Source organism: Variovorax sp. Root411, assembly GCF_001425205.1.
Taxonomy (GTDB): Bacteria; Pseudomonadota; Gammaproteobacteria; order Burkholderiales; family Burkholderiaceae_C; genus Variovorax.
The window spans coordinates 340,001-355,528 of record NZ_LMDW01000020.1 but is presented as its reverse complement, the minus strand read 5'-3'; the positions used below and the strand labels follow the sequence as shown (position 1 = coordinate 355,528).

18 protein-coding genes are annotated in these 15,528 nt (G+C 66.6%); 3 read left to right on the top strand and 15 right to left on the bottom strand.

Annotated features, from left to right (window positions below):
- Nucleotides 1-8 precede the first annotated feature (8 nt).
- Nucleotides 9-1,205: an NAD(P)/FAD-dependent oxidoreductase gene (locus ASC92_RS26140; protein WP_056521744.1), complete on the top strand. Its 1,197-nt coding sequence runs from the start codon at nucleotides 9-11 to the stop codon at nucleotides 1,203-1,205.
- Between the two features lie 12 nt (nucleotides 1,206-1,217).
- Here the strand turns inward: ASC92_RS26140 and rlmB are convergent, their stop codons facing one another.
- The 4 genes from rlmB to ASC92_RS26120 are packed head-to-tail and all read right to left on the bottom strand — an operon-like array spanning nucleotide 1,218 to nucleotide 4,237.
- Complete coding sequence (gene rlmB, locus ASC92_RS26135) at nucleotides 1,218-1,964, bottom strand: 23S rRNA (guanosine(2251)-2'-O)-methyltransferase RlmB (protein WP_056521742.1); 747 nt, start codon at nucleotides 1,962-1,964, stop codon at nucleotides 1,218-1,220.
- 28 nt (nucleotides 1,965-1,992) lie between these two features.
- Nucleotides 1,993-2,976 carry a hypothetical protein gene (locus ASC92_RS26130; RefSeq protein WP_056521739.1) on the bottom strand — a complete coding sequence of 328 codons (984 nt, stop codon included), beginning with the start codon at nucleotides 2,974-2,976 and terminating at the stop codon, nucleotides 1,993-1,995.
- Between the two features lie 4 nt (nucleotides 2,977-2,980).
- Nucleotides 2,981-3,475, bottom strand: a complete 495-nt coding sequence (locus ASC92_RS26125; RefSeq protein ID WP_056521735.1) for a hypothetical protein — start codon at nucleotides 3,473-3,475, stop codon at nucleotides 2,981-2,983.
- A 51-nt stretch (nucleotides 3,476-3,526) separates the two neighbouring features.
- A complete protein-coding gene (locus ASC92_RS26120; protein ID WP_056521733.1) occupies nucleotides 3,527-4,237 on the bottom strand; it encodes an ABC transporter ATP-binding protein in 711 nt (236 codons plus the stop codon).
- 36 nt (nucleotides 4,238-4,273) lie between these two features.
- On the opposite strand from ASC92_RS26120, the gene ASC92_RS26115 reads away from it, so the two are divergent.
- Nucleotides 4,274-4,906: an arylesterase gene (locus ASC92_RS26115; RefSeq protein WP_200936042.1), complete on the top strand. Its 633-nt coding sequence runs from the start codon at nucleotides 4,274-4,276 to the stop codon at nucleotides 4,904-4,906.
- 64 nt (nucleotides 4,907-4,970) lie between these two features.
- On the opposite strand, the gene ASC92_RS26110 is transcribed toward ASC92_RS26115, so the two are convergent.
- Together ASC92_RS26110 and ASC92_RS26105 are read right to left on the bottom strand one after the other, a co-directional pair.
- Nucleotides 4,971-5,174: a hypothetical protein gene (locus tag ASC92_RS26110; protein WP_056521727.1), complete on the bottom strand. Its 204-nt coding sequence runs from the start codon at nucleotides 5,172-5,174 to the stop codon at nucleotides 4,971-4,973.
- Nucleotides 5,175-5,300: 126 nt separating this feature from the next.
- Complete coding sequence (locus ASC92_RS26105; protein WP_056521724.1) at nucleotides 5,301-6,494, bottom strand: PLP-dependent transferase; 1,194 nt, start codon at nucleotides 6,492-6,494, stop codon at nucleotides 5,301-5,303.
- Between the two features lie 6 nt (nucleotides 6,495-6,500).
- On the opposite strand from ASC92_RS26105, the gene ASC92_RS26100 reads away from it, so the two are divergent.
- Nucleotides 6,501-6,869, top strand: a complete 369-nt coding sequence (locus tag ASC92_RS26100) for a VOC family protein (protein WP_321164600.1) — start codon at nucleotides 6,501-6,503, stop codon at nucleotides 6,867-6,869.
- Between the two features lie 4 nt (nucleotides 6,870-6,873).
- Here the strand turns inward: ASC92_RS26100 and ASC92_RS26095 are convergent, their stop codons facing one another.
- The 9 genes from ASC92_RS26095 to der all read right to left on the bottom strand — a co-directional run bounded on the left by ASC92_RS26095 (nucleotide 6,874) and on the right by der (nucleotide 15,522).
- Nucleotides 6,874-7,398 (bottom strand): phosphoribosyltransferase, encoded by a 525-nt coding sequence (locus tag ASC92_RS26095; RefSeq protein ID WP_056521721.1) that lies wholly within the window; start codon nucleotides 7,396-7,398, stop codon nucleotides 6,874-6,876.
- 16 nt (nucleotides 7,399-7,414) lie between these two features.
- Entirely contained in the window at nucleotides 7,415-8,746 is a 1,332-nt protein-coding gene (locus tag ASC92_RS26090) for an adenylosuccinate synthase (RefSeq protein ID WP_056521719.1), read from the bottom strand.
- A gap of 23 nt (nucleotides 8,747-8,769) precedes the next feature.
- Nucleotides 8,770-9,930 (bottom strand): ATP phosphoribosyltransferase regulatory subunit, encoded by a 1,161-nt coding sequence (locus ASC92_RS26085; protein WP_056521716.1) that lies wholly within the window; start codon nucleotides 9,928-9,930, stop codon nucleotides 8,770-8,772.
- Between the two features lie 44 nt (nucleotides 9,931-9,974).
- Nucleotides 9,975-10,163, bottom strand: a complete 189-nt coding sequence (locus tag ASC92_RS26080; RefSeq protein WP_042672606.1) for a DUF2065 domain-containing protein — start codon at nucleotides 10,161-10,163, stop codon at nucleotides 9,975-9,977.
- A 22-nt stretch (nucleotides 10,164-10,185) separates the two neighbouring features.
- Nucleotides 10,186-11,085: a protease modulator HflC gene (gene hflC, locus ASC92_RS26075; RefSeq protein ID WP_007828296.1), complete on the bottom strand. Its 900-nt coding sequence runs from the start codon at nucleotides 11,083-11,085 to the stop codon at nucleotides 10,186-10,188.
- 17 nt (nucleotides 11,086-11,102) lie between these two features.
- Entirely contained in the window at nucleotides 11,103-12,461 is a 1,359-nt protein-coding gene (gene hflK / locus ASC92_RS26070; RefSeq protein ID WP_056521713.1) for an FtsH protease activity modulator HflK, read from the bottom strand.
- 74 nt (nucleotides 12,462-12,535) lie between these two features.
- Complete coding sequence (hflX, locus tag ASC92_RS26065; RefSeq protein ID WP_056521710.1) at nucleotides 12,536-13,705, bottom strand: GTPase HflX; 1,170 nt, start codon at nucleotides 13,703-13,705, stop codon at nucleotides 12,536-12,538.
- A 56-nt stretch (nucleotides 13,706-13,761) separates the two neighbouring features.
- Nucleotides 13,762-14,007, bottom strand: a complete 246-nt coding sequence (gene hfq / locus ASC92_RS26060; protein WP_056522177.1) for an RNA chaperone Hfq — start codon at nucleotides 14,005-14,007, stop codon at nucleotides 13,762-13,764.
- 171 nt (nucleotides 14,008-14,178) lie between these two features.
- Nucleotides 14,179-15,522: a ribosome biogenesis GTPase Der gene (der, locus tag ASC92_RS26055; protein WP_056521707.1), complete on the bottom strand. Its 1,344-nt coding sequence runs from the start codon at nucleotides 15,520-15,522 to the stop codon at nucleotides 14,179-14,181.
- Between the last annotated feature and the right edge of the window lie 6 nt (nucleotides 15,523-15,528).

Here is a 15,528-nt window from a genome sequence, read left to right as displayed (position 1 = left end):
AGCAGCCCATGCATACCTCTTCCTGTTTCTTTTCTCCCCCCGCCTCTTCTTCTTCCGCCGAGCCGGCCCCGGTGCCCATAGCGGGCAACGGTTCAGGCAGCGTCAAGGTCGATCTTCTCGTCGTGGGCGCAAGCTTTGCCGGCCTGGCCTGTGCACGGGCCGCCGCCCTTGCGGGCCTCAGCGTGAGGGTGCTGGAGAAGAAGACCAGCGCCGGCGCCAAGCTCCACACCACCGGCATCATCGTCAAGGACGCGGTCGACAGCGTTCCATGGCTGGCCGAGGTGCCGCCCGCGCTCGTGCGACGCATCGAAGGGGTGCGGCTTTACGCCCCCAACATGCGCCATGTCGACCTGCATGCGCCGGGCTACTGGTTCTGGGCCACCGACGCGCCGGCGCTGCTCGACTGGATGGTGGATTCGACGCGCTCCTGCGGTGTGGACGTGCAGCTTGGCACGCTGCTCGAGCAGGCGCTGTGGGTCAACGGCCGGTGGGAGGTGCCTGTGACACAGGGCGCATGCATCACCGCTACTTACCTCGTGGGCGCCGACGGCCCGCATTCGCGTGTTGCCAAGGCACTGGGCCTGTCGCGCAACACGCGCTTTCTCTACGGCGTCGAGCACGAATACCAGGGTGCACGCATGGCACCCGGCCTGCTGCATTGTTTCGTCGATCGCCAGCTCGCGCCCGGCTACATCGGCTGGGCGCTCGAAGGGGTGGGCGTGAGCCAGATCGGGCTGGCGCGTCGCATGGTGCGCAGCGACGCCGGGGCGCTGAAGCTCGACCCGCTACTGCGCAAGATCGCACCCGTGGTCACGCCAGGCGAAGCGCCGCCGGTCGCGGTGCGCGCGGGCATGATCCCGTGCGGTGGCGTGCTGCCGGTGGTGGCGCGGGAACGGGCGCTGCTGGTGGGCGACGCGGCCGGCATGGTGTCGCCGGTGACGGCAGGCGGCATCCACACGGCGCTGCTGCACGGCCAGCGCGCGGGCGAGGCGGTGGCGCGCTTCGTGCGCCGTGAAGCCGGCGACCCCGCCACGTGGTTCGTGCGCAGCTACCCCGGTTTTCGCCTCAAGCGCACGCTGCGCTGGGCCTTCGACCATTTCCAGAGCGACTGGGTGTTCAACCACTTGCTGGGTACGCCGCAGATGCGGCGGGTGGCGGAACTTGTCTACTTCCACCGCAAGGGTGGCCCGCTGCCGAGGAACTAGCCGGAGAGACGCTCAGGCGCCGCGCTGGCGCATCGCCTCGTAGAGGCACACGCCGCTCGCCACCGAGACGTTCAGGCTCTCGACCGCGCCGGCCATCGGGATGCTCACCAGTTCGTCGCAGGTCTTGCGCGTAAGTTGCCGCATGCCTTCGCCCTCGGCGCCCAGCACCAGCGCCAGGGGGCGCTTGAAGTCGCTCTGGTAGATCGTGCCCGGCGCGTCGTCGCTGGTGCCCACGCACCAGATGTTGCGCTCCTTGAGTTCGTTCAGCGTGCGCGCGAGGTTGGTGACCATGAAGTACGGCACCGTCTCGGCCGCGCCGCTCGCCACCTTGGCCACGGTGGCATTGATGCCGGCCGCGTGGTCCTTGGGGGCGATGACCGCGTGCGCGCCCGCGCCGTCGGCCACGCGCAGGCAGGCGCCGAGGTTGTGCGGATCGGTCACGCCGTCGAGCACCAGCAGCAGGGGCACGGTGCCGGCCTCTTCGAGGCCTTCGAGCAGTTCGTCGAGCGAATGGATTTGCGCGGCGGGCTCCACGCGCGCCACCACGCCCTGGTGGCCGTGGCTGCCGCTGAGCTTGGACAGCCGCAGGCCGTCGGCCTCGACCAGCCGCACGCCGGCTTCCTGCGCACGCGCGATGAACTGTTTCATGCGCGCATCGCGCCGGCTGGCGTCGAACATCACTTCGAGCACCGATTTCGGCGCGGTCTTGATGCGCACGCCCACGGCATGGAAGCCGAAGATCACTTTGGGAGAAGACATCCCCTGATTATCCCTACCCCAGGCTCGGTCAGGCCAACGGCAAACCGCTGAGCGCGCGAGTGCGCTCGTCGTGCAGCTCCTGCACCGCCAGCGCACTCGGATGCACCTTCCCGCCATTGCCAACGCTCTCCAGGTACTGGCAGGCGGCATGGCCTTCGGCGGCCTTTTCGTAGCGCGCGATCCAGGCGTCGCGTGCGGGCAGCTTGTCGGGCGACACCGGCCACACGCCCGGCCGGGGCCGCATGTGGTCGCCGATGCCGATGCGCCAGGGCTTGGCGCTCACCCGGGCGCGAAAGCAGTTCTGGTTGCGGCACATGCGCGCGTAGACCTTGTCGACGCCCAGCGCCTGGAAGCAGTCGGCCACCGCGGTGTCGGACGGGCTGAAGACATCGTGCATCGCCAGCACCCGGAAGCCCGCGGGCGTGCGGTAGATGCGCAGGTTCCAGTCGGGGTGCTGCTGCATGAAGCGCGCGATGCGCTCGGCCGCCTGCTTCTCCGGCACGGGGTTGCCGCTGGGCTCGCCGCGCTTCTTGCGCTGCCCGATGACCCAGGCCACGGCGAACACCACGATAGCCGCGACCAATCCACCCAGCCAGGTCTTGGCGGCCCAGCCGCCGACCACGCCCGCGATCAGCGCCGGCACCAGCGCAAAGCCGAACACGCTGCCGCGCAGGGGCTCCTCGAAATCCATGTCGACGAACAGCACATCGGGCGTATTGAGGCAGCGCGCGCCGTAAGTGTTGCGCGTGATGACGGTGTCGCCATGGCGCTCGACGATTTCCTCGCGGATCGGCATGCCGTCGGCGCCGTTGTAGGGCACCTTGCGTTCGCGGCGTTCGAGCTTCTCGCCCTGGTGGACGATGCGGTCGAAGGCGTCGCGCGTGCGCTGGTCGGCATGCGCCTGCGCGGCGATCGGGCTCTCGTCGGACCAGCCGTAGCGGCGCACGGTGAACTGCTTGCCCGCGACACGCTCCTGGATGCGGCCTTCCGCCCAGAACTGGGGAACGATCATCGGTTCAAGTCCCTCTGCCGAAATACAGCCAGATCATGAGCGCGGCCATCACGATGACCAACGTCGGCAGCCACTTGTAGCCATCGCCATGCACCCGGCCCGGTTCGTTCATCGAGCATCGGGGCATGTGCCGGGTCAAGGGGCCGAAGCCGATGCCCGACGGATCCTCGTGGTTGTCTACCAGCCGCTTGGCCGCGGCCAGGCTCAGGCCGGTGGCCTCGCGGGTGAGGCGGATGGCCTCGATCCTGTTGCCCCGCGCCAGCGCCGCGAGCGCGGTGGACGGCATGGCCGCGAAGCCGCGGTCCTGCCTTGCGGCAGCGGGCGCACCGCGGCCGCACGGAGCATCGCCATCCCCTGCTTCCTGCCGGTCGGCGTAGCGATCGACGGCTTCCTTGGCCGACTTGAGGTCCACGCCCGTGCGATTGCGCACGATCTTGATGGCCTCGATCATCCTGCCGCGCTGCAGCGCCAGGACGGCGTCCGGCGGAAGTTCCTCCATGGCTATCTCCTCGAGTTGACTCGCTATTTATTTGATAGCTTATTGCGCTTGTCATGCGGGCGCCAGAGCCACTTTTTCATTAAGCGCGACGTGCCCGGCCTCGATCGTGATGCGCCGCTCGCACCGCGCCGCAATTCCGCGGTCGTGGGTGACGAGCACGAGCGTGGTGCCCAGTTCACGGTTGAGGTCGAACATCAGCCGCATCACCTGCTCGCCCGTTGCGAAGTCCAGGCTGCCGGTGGGCTCGTCGGCCAGCAGCAGCGCGGGCTGGACCACGAAGGCGCGGGCCAGCGCCACGCGCTGCTGTTCGCCGCCCGAGAGCACCTTGGGATAGTGGCCGAGCCGCTGGCCGAGCCCGACGCGGCCGAGCATTTCGGTGGCTGCCTTGCGGGCGTCCTTGCGGTTGGCCAGCTCCAGCGGAAGCATCACGTTTTCGAGCGCGCTGAGGTTGCCGAGCAGTTGGAAGCTCTGGAACACGAAGCCCACGCGCTGCGCCCGGACCGCTGCGCGCTCGTCCTCGTCGATGGCGAAGATGTCCTCGCCGGCGATGCGCACCGTGCCGCGCGTGGGCGTGTCCAGCCCCGCGATGATCGACAGCAAGGTGCTCTTGCCGGAGCCCGAGGCGCCGACGATGGCGGCGGTTTCCCGCGCGCCGAGGGTGAAATCGATGTCCTGCAGAATGTCCAGCGTGCCGGTCGAGTCGGTGACGGACTTGAAGACATGCTCGACGGCGACAATGGCATCAGACGGGGGTTGGGACATGGAAAGGCTCTGGTTTTGAATCGACGTGACTTTATCTTGACCACCGCCGCGCTCGGCAGCGCGGGGATATGGACGGCCGCGGCGCAGGCCCAGGCTGTGGCAACCGGCAAGCCGGTGATCCTGGTGCTCGGCGATTCGCTGAGCGCAGAGTACGGCCTCAAGCGCGGCGAAGGCTGGGTGCCCCTGCTGGAAAAAAGGCTTGCGCAGCAGAAGATCGCGGCCACGGTGGTCAACGCCAGCATCAGCGGCGACACCAGCTCCGGTGGGCGCGCCCGCTTTGCGTCGCTGCTTGCGCAGCACAAGCCCAGCCACGTGGTGATCGAGCTCGGCGCCAACGACGCCCTGCGCGGCCTGCCGCTCGCGGACACGGAAAGCAACCTGCTGCAGATCGCCAGGGCCGCGCAGGCTGCGGGCGCGAAGGTGCTGATCGTCGGCATCCAGGTGCCGCCCAACTATGGCGGCGACTACACGCGGCGCTTCGAGGCAGTGTTCTCCAAGGTGGCGGGCACCACCAAGTCCGCGCTCGTTCCCTTCCTGCTCAAGGGCGTGGCCGATGCGCCCGATGCGCTCTCGCTGTTCCAGTCCGACCGCATCCATCCGACCGCCGCGGCACAGCCGCAACTGCTCGACAACGTCTGGCCCGAACTGCGCAAGCTGCTGCCCAAATAATGGAAAAAAAGCCGCCGCAGGCACAGGCCTGCGGCGGCTTCTTGATCGACGTTCCAGGAGCGGATCAACCGTTCTTGGTGGGCAACTCGGGCACCGTGGGTGGATCGCGTTCGAGCGAGGCCACGTCGGTTTCCGGGTCTCCGGGCGCCAGGCCGTCGCTGCTCGGGCTGAGTTTGCGGTTCGCCTTTTCCCGGAGCTTGTCTTCCTTCTTTTTCTTCTTGGCCAGCTCTTTCTGGCGCTTCTCGTAGCCGTAATTGGGTGTTGCCACTGCTTCTCCTTGGGCGAGGCAGTCAGGGTGACTGCACGTGGCCTACTGTAAGCGATAACGCCGCAGTCTCGAGACGGTACCTCATGGGGTACCCCGTGGCGCCCCCAAGGATCAGGAAGCGATTTTTTACATCCGCGCCAAGGCCTGCTGAAGGTCGGCGCGCAGGTCTTCGACGTCTTCGAGGCCGATGGAAAAACGAACGAGCGTGCCCTTGTAAGGCCAGCGCGCCACGCCGGCGTCGCGCATCAGGCCGATGTCATAAGGCACCACGAGGCTGATCGGTCCGCCCCACGAATAGCCGAGGCGGAACAGCCGCAGGCTGTCGCAGAAACGATCGACCTGCTCGGTGCTGTAGCGCTCGTCGAATACCACCGAGAACAGGCCCGCCGCGAGGTCGGTGGCGCCGCACAGCGCACGCCAGTGGGTGTGGCCCGGCGAGTCTTCGAGCGCGGGGTGCAGCACCTGCGCAATCTCCTCGCAGCCATTGAGCCAGCCGGCCAGTTCGCGCGCCGCGCGGTCGTGCGCGGCATAGCGCAGCGCGATGCTGGGCAGCGAGCGCAGCAGCGTTTCCACGTCGCCCACGCCGATGCCCCAACCCATGCGCATGTGCGTGAGCTTGAGCGCGCGGTGCAGCCGCTCGTCGCGCGTTGTCACGCTGCCCATGAGCACGTCGCCGCCGCCGCTCGGGTACTTGGTGAGCGCGTGCACCGAGATGTCGACGCCCTGCCCGCTGCCGTTGAAATCGAAGGGCGCGAAGGCCAGGCCCGCGCCCCAGGTGTTGTCGAGCGCGGTCATCACACCGCGCGCGCGGCAGACGTTCACGAGCGCAGGCAGGTCGGGAAACTCCATCGTCACCGAGCCGGCCGCCTCGACCCAGACCAGCCGCGTGCGGTCCGACAGCTTGGCCGCGAGGTCGGCCGGATTCATCGCGTCGTACAGGCGATGGGTGATGCCGAAGTTCGCCAGTTCGCCGGTGGCAAGCGCCTTGTTGGGTCCGTAGGCGTTGTCGGGGATCAGCACCTCGTCGCCGGTCTTGAGGAAAGCGAACGAGACCAGCGAGATGGCCGCCAGCCCGCTGGGCACGAGCAGGCACTCGGCGCCGCCTTCGAGCGTGGCCAGGCGCTCTTCCAGCGTGAAGGTGGTGGGCGTGCCATGCAGGCCGTAGGTATAGCCGGCCTTGGTGCGCCAGTCGCGCGCGCGCATGGCGGCCACGTCGGCAAAGAACACCGTCGATGCCTTGAACACGCCGGGCTGCGGCGCGGCGAAGGTGGCGGGCGGAACGTAGGGGTGGTGGATCAGGGTCGTGGAAGGCTTGCTCATGGGTGGATGCTATCGCGGCTGCGCAGCGGGCATGTCAGCAGCGCATTCGGCCACGCGGAGCTGGACTTCCACAACGGCGCGATCCTGATGATCTCGGACGAATTCGCCGAATTCAACATCCACAGTGCGAAGACGCTGGGCGGCACGGCCGTCACGCTGCACCTGCATGTGGACGATGCCGACACGTTGGTGGCGCGCGCAGTCGCTGCAGGCGCCACGCTCGACATGGCACCGCAGGATCAGTTTTACGGGGAACGCTCCGGCGTTTTTCGCGACCCCTTCGGCCATCGCTGGAACGTGGGGCACAGCATCGAGAAGCTGACGCCGGAAGAAATGCAGCGGCGCTATGCCGAGATGCTCGGCGGCGCCGGCTGAGAGATCAGACCGACCACTTCTCGATCAGCTTCTCGGCGCCGAGCGAGTCGTAGCCTTCGAAGGGCTGGTGGATCCAGGGGTTGGTCGCCAGGTATTCGACCGAGTAGTCGGGCGTGAAGGTCGACAGTGCCTTCGTCCAGATCACCGCGCTGCGCAGTTCGGTGATCGGCTTGTAGTTGTTGCGCAGCATGTCCATCACAGCGTGCAGCGTATGGCCCGAGTCGGCCAGGTCGTCGACCAGCAGCACCTTGCCAGCGATCTCGCCCTTGGGTGTCGTGATGAAGCGTGCGATGTCGAGATGGCCCTGCACCGTGCCTGCGTCGGCACGGTACGAGCTGGTCGACATGATGGCCAGCGGCTTGCTGAAGATGCGCGAGAGCACGTCGCCAGGGCGCATGCCGCCGCGCGCCAGGCACAGGATGGTGTCGAACTGCCAGTCCGACTGGTGCACCTTGATCGCGAGCTTCTCGATCAGGTTGTGGTATTCGTCGTAGCTGACGTAGAGATGCTTGCCGTCTTCGGTCAACATGGGTCTTTTTTCCTCTTCAGTCGGCCAAGTAGGGGTGGCGCATCATGATCGTGTGGTCGCGATCCGGGCTGGTCGACACCATGTGGATCGGCACTCCGGTGATCTGCTCGATGCGCTGCAGGTACAGGCGCGCATTGACCGGCAGCTTGTCGTACTGCGTGACGCCGACCGTGCTCTCGGTCCAGCCTTCGAGGGTTTCGTAGATCGGCGTGCAGCGCTCGATCTCGTCCGCGCCCATCGGCAGGATGTCGGTGATTTCGCCGTCGAGTTCGTAGCCGGTGCACAGCTCGAGCTTTTCAAGGCCGTCGAGCACATCGAGCTTGGTGATGCACAGGCCCGACAGGCCGTTGACCTGCGCCGAGCGCTTGAGCAGCGCGGCATCGAACCAGCCGCAACGGCGGCTGCGGCCGGTGGTCACGCCCTTTTCGGCGCCCACCGTGCTCATGTGGTAGCCCGGGGTGCCGGGCGTGGCCCAGTCGAGTTCGGTGGGGAACGGACCGCCGCCCACGCGCGTGCAGTAGGCCTTGGTGATGCCGAGGATGTAGTGCAGCATGCCCGGGCCCACGCCCGAACCGGCGGCGGCATTGCCGGCCACGCAGTTGCTGGAGGTGACGTACGGATAGGTGCCGTGATCGACGTCCAGCAGCGTGCCCTGCGCGCCTTCGAACAGCAGGTTGGCGCCGTTCTTGTTCGCGTCGTTCAGTTCGCGCGAGACGTCGGCCATCATGGGCTTGAGCAGCTCGGCGTGCCTCATCGCTTCGTTGAAGACTTCGTCGAAATCGATGGCCGGCGCGCTCAGCACCTGCGTCAGCACGTGGTTGTGCAGGTCGAGCAGCACGCGCAGCTTGGTGGCGAAGCGCTCGGGGTGCTTCAGGTCCTGCACGCGCAGTGCGCGGCGCGCGATCTTGTCTTCGTAGGCCGGGCCGATGCCGCGGCCGGTGGTGCCGATCTTCTCGATGCCGCCCTTTTCGCGGTAGGCCTCGCGCGCGATGTCCAGCGCGGCGTGGAACGGCAGGATCAGCGGGCAAGCCTCGCTGATGCGCAGACGCGAACGCACCTCGACGCCAGCCTTCTCCAGCCCTTCGATTTCCTCGAACAGCTTGGCCGCCGACAGCACCACGCCGTTGCCGATGTAGCACTTGACACCGGGCCGCATGATGCCGCTCGGGATCAGGTGCAACGCGGTTTTCACACCGTTGATGACCAGCGTGTGGCCCGCGTTGTGGCCACCCTGGAAACGGACCACGCCCTGGGCGCTTTCCGTCAGCCAGTCGACCAGCTTGCCTTTGCCTTCGTCGCCCCACTGGGTGCCGACGACGACCACGTTTCTTCCGGTGGTTACGCTCATGCTCGTTCCATTACTTCAAAAATTCAGATCGCTCGGACACTCCACTGCCCTGCTTGCTCGACGAGCTCGCGGTCGCAGTGGAATTCATCGATTTCGCTGCCATGGCCCGGCAGCACGCAGACTACCGTTTCACCGGACTTGCGCAATTGGGCAATCGCCTGACGCAGGCCGGCCGCGTCGCTCCAGGGCGCGCGGATGGCGGCGCGCAGCGGGCGGGCCGGCAGCACGCCGACCAGCTCGCGCACGTCGAGGCTGAAGCCGACGGCCGGACGGTTGCGGCCGAACACGGCTCCCACTTCGTCGTAGCGGCCGCCGCGCACCAGCGAATCGGCCGCGCCGGGCACGTAGATCCCGAAACGCATGCCGCTGTAGTACGCATAGCCGCGCAGGTCGGCCAGGTCGAAGCTGATCTGGCGGCCGGCCACGCCCTGAAGGCCGGCAGCGAGCTGCTTCAGGCCGGCCAGCGCGGCGCCCACGGCAGGCGTGCCCTTCAGGGCCTTGGTGGCCTCATCGAGCACCGACGCGTCGCCGTACAGCTGGACCAGGGCGCGCAGGCCTTCGCGTGAGGCGGCGGGGAAGTCCTTGGTGAGCGAATCGAGCTCGCTCGCGTCCTTGGCGGCCAGCGCGGCATGCACCCGGGCCAGCGACGCGGCATCGACCGGCACGCCGGCGAACAGCGCACGCACGATGCGGGCGTCGGCCAGGTCGACGATCACGCCTTCGCGCAGACCGGCGGCGTCGAGGCAGTCGAGCGCCAGCAGCAGGGTTTCGGTGTCGGCCTCGAGCCCGGCATGGCCGTAGATCTCGGCGCCGAACTGCAGCGGCTCACGGGTGGCGTGCGGGCGGTCGGGCCGAGTGTGGAGCACCGGGCCGCAATAGCACAGGCGGGCCACGCCGTCGCGGTTCAGCAGATGGGCATCGATGCGCGCCACCTGGGGGGTGGTGTCGGCACGCAGGCCCATGCTGCGGCCGGAGAGCTGGTCGACGAGCTTGAAGGTTTGGAGGTCGAGCGCCTCGCCGGTGCCCGAGAGCAGCGATTCGAGGTGCTCGAGCAGCGGCGGCATCACCAGCTCGTAGCCATAGCCACGGGCGGTATCGAGCAGCTGGCGTCGAAGTTCTTCGATGTGGCGCGCCTCTGAGGGCAGCACATCGGCAATGTGATCCGGGAGGACCCAGGCGGACATGGGGATCGAGGGCGTGGTTAAACCGGAATTCTACCGGGACCGCGCTACCCCAAGATCCAGAGCAGTAGCAAACCCAGCAGGATGCTGCAAAGTCCGAAGAAACGAAGCTGGCCGTCGCGCAGCTGCATGAGCTGGCCGAAGCCGCGCCGCCACCCTCCCGGCGAGACGAAAGGCAGGATGCCTTCGATCACCAGGACGAGCGCCAGCGCGCTCCAGAAAGTGTCGGCGCTCACGGCTCCTGAGGGCGGCTGCGAATCAACGACGGGAAGCGTTGGTGTTCGAACCCGAACCTTGCATGGCGCGGAAGAAGTCCGAGGACGGATCGAGCACCATCACGTCGCTCTTCTTGTTGAAGCTCTGCTTGTAGGCTTCGAGGCTTCGGTAGAACTGAGCGAACTGCGGGTCGCGGCCAAAGGCCTCGCTGTACGTGGAAGCCGCCTGGGCATCGCCCTCGCCCTTGATCTTCTGGGCGTCGCGGTAGGCGTTCGCCACGATCACTTCGCGCTGGCGGTCGGCGTCGGCGCGGATCTTCTCGCCTTCGGCCGTGCCGGTCGAACGCAGCTCGTTGGCCACGCGCTTGCGCTCGGCTTCCATGCGGCGGTAGACCGATTCGGTGATGGCTTCCACGTAGTCGACACGCGTGATGCGCACGTCGACCACGTCCACGCCCCAGGGCTTGGCGCCCTTCACCACCGACAGCACCTCGCGCTGCACGTCGGCCATCAAGGCCTCGCGGCGCACCGAGATCAGGTCGCGCACGGTGCGCTTGTTGATGTTTTCCTGGAACGCATTGCGCACCACGCGGTTGAGTTGCATCGCACCGGCGTTCTCGTCGAGGCCGACGTTGCGGATGTAAGCCTGCGGGTCGCTGATGCGCCAGCGCACGTACCAGTCGATCACCACGCGCTGCTTCTCGGCGGTGAGCATCGGCTCGGTGTCCACGCTCGACAGCGTCAGCAGGCGCTTGTCGATGTACGACACGTTCTGGAACGGTGGCGGCAGCTTGAAGTTGAGGCCGGGCTCCGTGATGACCTGCTTGATCTGGCCAAGCGCATAGACCACGCCGAACTGCCGCTGGTCGACCACGAAGAGGGTCGAGCTTGCCAGCACCAGCAGCACGAGGATCGACGTTGCAATGAATCCGATTCTGTTCATATTCTTTCGGGCCTTTTTCAACGCACGTCGCGGTCACGCGAGCGGCCATCGCGGGCGCGCGCGTCGTTCGTCGCAGGTGCCACCGGGATCACCGAGGACTGGGCCGGTGCTGTGCCCGCAACGTTCGGGCTGGCCGCGTCGACCGGCGTGGCAGCGTTGCTGCCACTCAGCTGCATGAGCTTGTCGAGCGGCAGGTACAGCAGGTTGGAGCCTTGCTTGCTGTCGACCAGCACCTTCGTCGTGCTGGCGTAGATCTGCTGCATGGCATCGGTGTACATGCGATCGCGCGTCACCTGCGGGGCCTTCTGGTATTCGGCCAGCACCGCACTGAAGCGGCCGGCATCACCCTGCGCCTGCGCCACGATCCGCGCCTTGTAGGCCTCGGATTCTTCCTTCAGGCGCGAAGCCGTACCGGTGGCGAGCGGTACCACGTTGTTGGCATAGGCCTGCGCATCGTTCTTGGTGCGCTCGCGCTCCTGGCCAGCCTTGAGCACGTCGTCGAACGCGGCCTGCACCTGCTCGGGCGGACGCACGCCGCCCTGCTGCAGGTTGATGCCGACGACTTCGACGCCGATCTTGTAGCGGTCGAGGATGGTCTGCATCAGCGTGCGCACGCGCGGCGCGATCTGATCGCGCTCTTCGGCCAGCGCGGCGTCCATCTTCATCTTGCCGACCACCTCGCGCACGGAGGTCTCGGCCACCTGCACGACGGTGTCGGCGGGCGACTTGCTCTCGTAGAGCCAGGCACGCGGATCGCTCAGGCGGTACTGCACGGCAAACTTGATCTCGACGATGTTCTCGTCTTCGGTCAGCATGGCCGACTCGCGCAGGCCCGTGGAACGCACGATGGCGTCGCGGCCGACGTCGGCGGAACGGATCTGCGTGGTCACCACCACCTCGTGGCGCTGGATGGGATACGGCAGGCGCCAGTTGAAACCGGCGCCCACGGTGCTCTTGTAGCGGCCGAACTGGGTGATGACGGCCTGCTGGCCTTCGTTCACGATGAAGAAGCCGGTGCCGAGCCAGATCAGGACTACCACCGCCGCCACGAGGCCGAGGCCGAATCCTGCGTTCTTCATGTCGGGTCTGTAGCCGTTGCCGCCACCACCGCCACTGCCGTTGGGGCGATTGCCGCCACCCTTGCCACCGAAGAAGCCGCCAAGCTTGCGATTGAGGTCGCGCCAGAGCTCATCGAGGTCGGGAGGGCCCTGGTTGGGGCCCTGTCCGCGAGGGCGATTGTCGTTGTTGCCGTTGTTGCCACCGTTGCTCGAAGGCGGCGGGGTCGGTGCACCCGGAGGATTGGCGTCGGGGGGGCGGCTGCCGCTGGAAGACGGCTCGTCGCCGCGACCCCATCGACCGTCGTTCAGGTTGAACATGCCCAGAAACCCTCTCCGCGCTGGCTTTGAATTCATTCGCTTCGTTCTCTTGTCAGTGGCGGGATTGTGCCCAATCAATCGGTTGCATCGTGCAATTCAGCGTCTGCCTCAGGGGTCATCGTATCGGCTACGGAACCCGACTGCCGGGCGAGCTCGGCGCGCAGCAGCGGCACGCCCTCGCCGCTCTTGGCGCTGAGGAAGATGCGGGGGACCTGAACGCCGTCGATTTCCATCTCGTCCTGCAGATGCAGCGGATGCTGCGCGCTTTCAAGAGCGTCGAGCTTGTTGAATACCAACAGTTGCGGCACGGTGTCGGCGCCGATCTCGCGCAGCACCGTCTGCACCTCGGCCATCTGCTCGGGGTAGTGGGGGTTGGAGGCATCGACCACGTGCAGCAGCAGGTCGGCATCGACCGCCTCCTGCAAAGTGGCCTTGAAGGCATCGACCAGCCCGTGCGGCAGGTCGCGGATAAAACCCACGGTGTCGGAGATCGACACCTGCCGCCGGGCGTCGCCCAGGTAGAGGTTGCGCGTGGTGGTGTCGAGCGTGGCGAACAGTTGGTCGGCCGCATAGGCGCGGGCCTTGACCAGCGCATTGAACAGCGACGACTTGCCCGCGTTGGTGTAGCCCACCAGCGAGATGTTGAAGGTGTCGCGTCGCTCGCGCTGCCGGCGCTGGGTGCCGCGCTGCTTCTGCACCTTGGCAAGGCGCTCGCGCGTGCGCTTGATCGACTCGCCGATCATCCGGCGATCGAGTTCGATCTGCTTCTCGCCCGGGCCGCCGCGCACGCCTGCACCGCCGGTCTGGCGCTCCAGGTGGGACCAGCGGCGCACCAGCCGCGTGCTGAGGTACTGCAGGCGAGCCAACTCGACCTGCAGCTTGCCTTCGTGCGAACGCGCACGCTGGGCGAAGATTTCAAGGATGAGGAAGGTCCGGTCGTAGACCGCGATATCGAGCTGGCGCTCGAGGTTGCGCTGCTGCGCGGGGCTCAGGGCCTGGTCGAAGATGACCTCGCTGGCCCTGTACAGGGCAGCCAGCTCCTTGATTTCTTCGGCCTTGCCGCTGCCAACGAACAGGGCCGCGTCGGGCGCCTTGCGCTTGCACGCAAGCCGGGCGACGGGCGTCAGGCCCGCGGTCTGCGCGAGCAGGCCGAGTTCCTCGAGTTCGCTGTCGAAATGGGGCAGCCCGAAATCGACGCCGACGAGAACGGCGGCGCCTTCCTGGCGGGGGATCAGTTCAGACAAGCGGGATCAGAAATTGGGAAAAAGCGCGGCAGCAGGGGCTGCCGCGCTCCGCGCGATCAGGCTGCGGCGTCTTCGTTCTCGTTAGCCGAGAAGTTGACGGCACGACCCGGCACGATGGTGGAAATGGCGTGCTTGTAGACCATTTGCGTCACCGTATTGCGAAGCAACACGACGTACTGGTCAAAAGACTCGATCTGGCCCTGCAGCTTGATGCCATTCACCAAATAAATGGAAACCGGCACGTGCTCACGACGCAGGGTGTTCAGAAACGGGTCTTGCAGAAGTTGCCCTTTATTGCTCACGATATTCTCCGTGTTCAAGAGTAGTTGTTGGAGAGATGACCTTAACACAGGGTTTCTGCGCCGCAGCAATCGGGTTCAAAAGCCTTGAGAAAATAACGTCTCTCAAAAGGCGGAACTTCAGTGACGGCAGCAAGTCAACGGCCGCCATCGGCCGCCAAGACCCGCACCGCCTCAGTCATCCTTGTCGGCAAACGGGTTCGCCGAGCTTTTGAACTGGATTCGCAGCGGCGTACCCACCAGGTCGAACTCCTTGCGGAAACGCCCCTCGAGGAAGCGCTTGTACGCCTCTGTCACGTGCTCCAGCGAATTGCCGTGGATCACGATCACCGGCGGGTTCATGCCCCCCTGGTGCGCATAGCGCAGCTTGGGCCGGTACATGCCGCCGCGCTTGGGCGCCTGGAACTGCACCGCCTCCAGCAGCAGGCGGGTCAGCACCGGCGTCGACATCTTGCGCGTGGCCGACTTGTGGGCCTGTGCGATCGCCTGCCACACCGGGCCCAGGCCTTGGCGCTTGATGGCCGAGATGAAATGCAGCGCCGCGAACTTCAGGAACGGCAGCCGGGTCTCGATCTGCCGCTGGATCTGCTCGCGCTGGTAGCTGTCGACCGCGTCCCACTTGTTGATGGCGATCACCACCGCGCGGCCGCTTTCGAGGATGTAGCCGGCGATGTGTGCGTCCTGGTCGGTCACACCCTGCGTGGCGTCGAGCAGCAGCAGCACCACGTTGGCCGACTCGATGGCCTGCAGCGTCTTGACCACCGAGAACTTCTCGATCGCCTCGAACACCTTGCCCTTGCGGCGCAGGCCAGCCGTGTCGATCAGCTCGAAGCGCTGGCCGTTGCGCTCGAAGGGCACGGAGATCGCGTCGCGCGTGGTGCCCGGCATGTCGAAGGCCACCAGGCGCTCTTCGCCGAGCCAGGTGTTGATCAGCGTCGACTTGCCCACGTTGGGCCGTCCGGCCACGGCGAGCTTGATCGGCTTATTGACCTCGTCCTCGTCCGTCTCGTCGTCGGGATCGGGCAGGTTCAGCGGCTCCAGGGCAAGTTCGACGAGGTCGCGCATGCCCTGCCCGTGCGCAGCAGATACGCCATGCACGTCGCCGAAGCCGAGTTCGTAGAAGTCGACCAGCTTGGTGCCGTCGTGCATGCCTTCGGCCTTGTTGGCCGCCAGCACGCAAGGCTTGCCGAGGCGGCGCAATTCGTTGGCGATGTCGTGGTCTTGCGCCGACAGGCCCTCGCGAGCGTCGACGACGAAGATCACCACGTCGGCCTCGGCCACGGCCTGCCGCGTCTGCTTGGCCATTTCCTTGTAAATGCCGCTGCCCGCGTCGGGTTCGAAGCCGCCGGTGTCGATGACGATGAACTCGTGCTTGCCCAGACGGCCATTGCCGTAGTGGCGGTCGCGCGTGAGGCCGGCGAAGTCGGCGACGATGGCGTCGCGCGTCTGGGTCAGGCGGTTGAAGAGGGTCGACTTGCCAACGTTGGGCCGCCCGACCAGGGCCACGACCGGCTTCATGGCCGG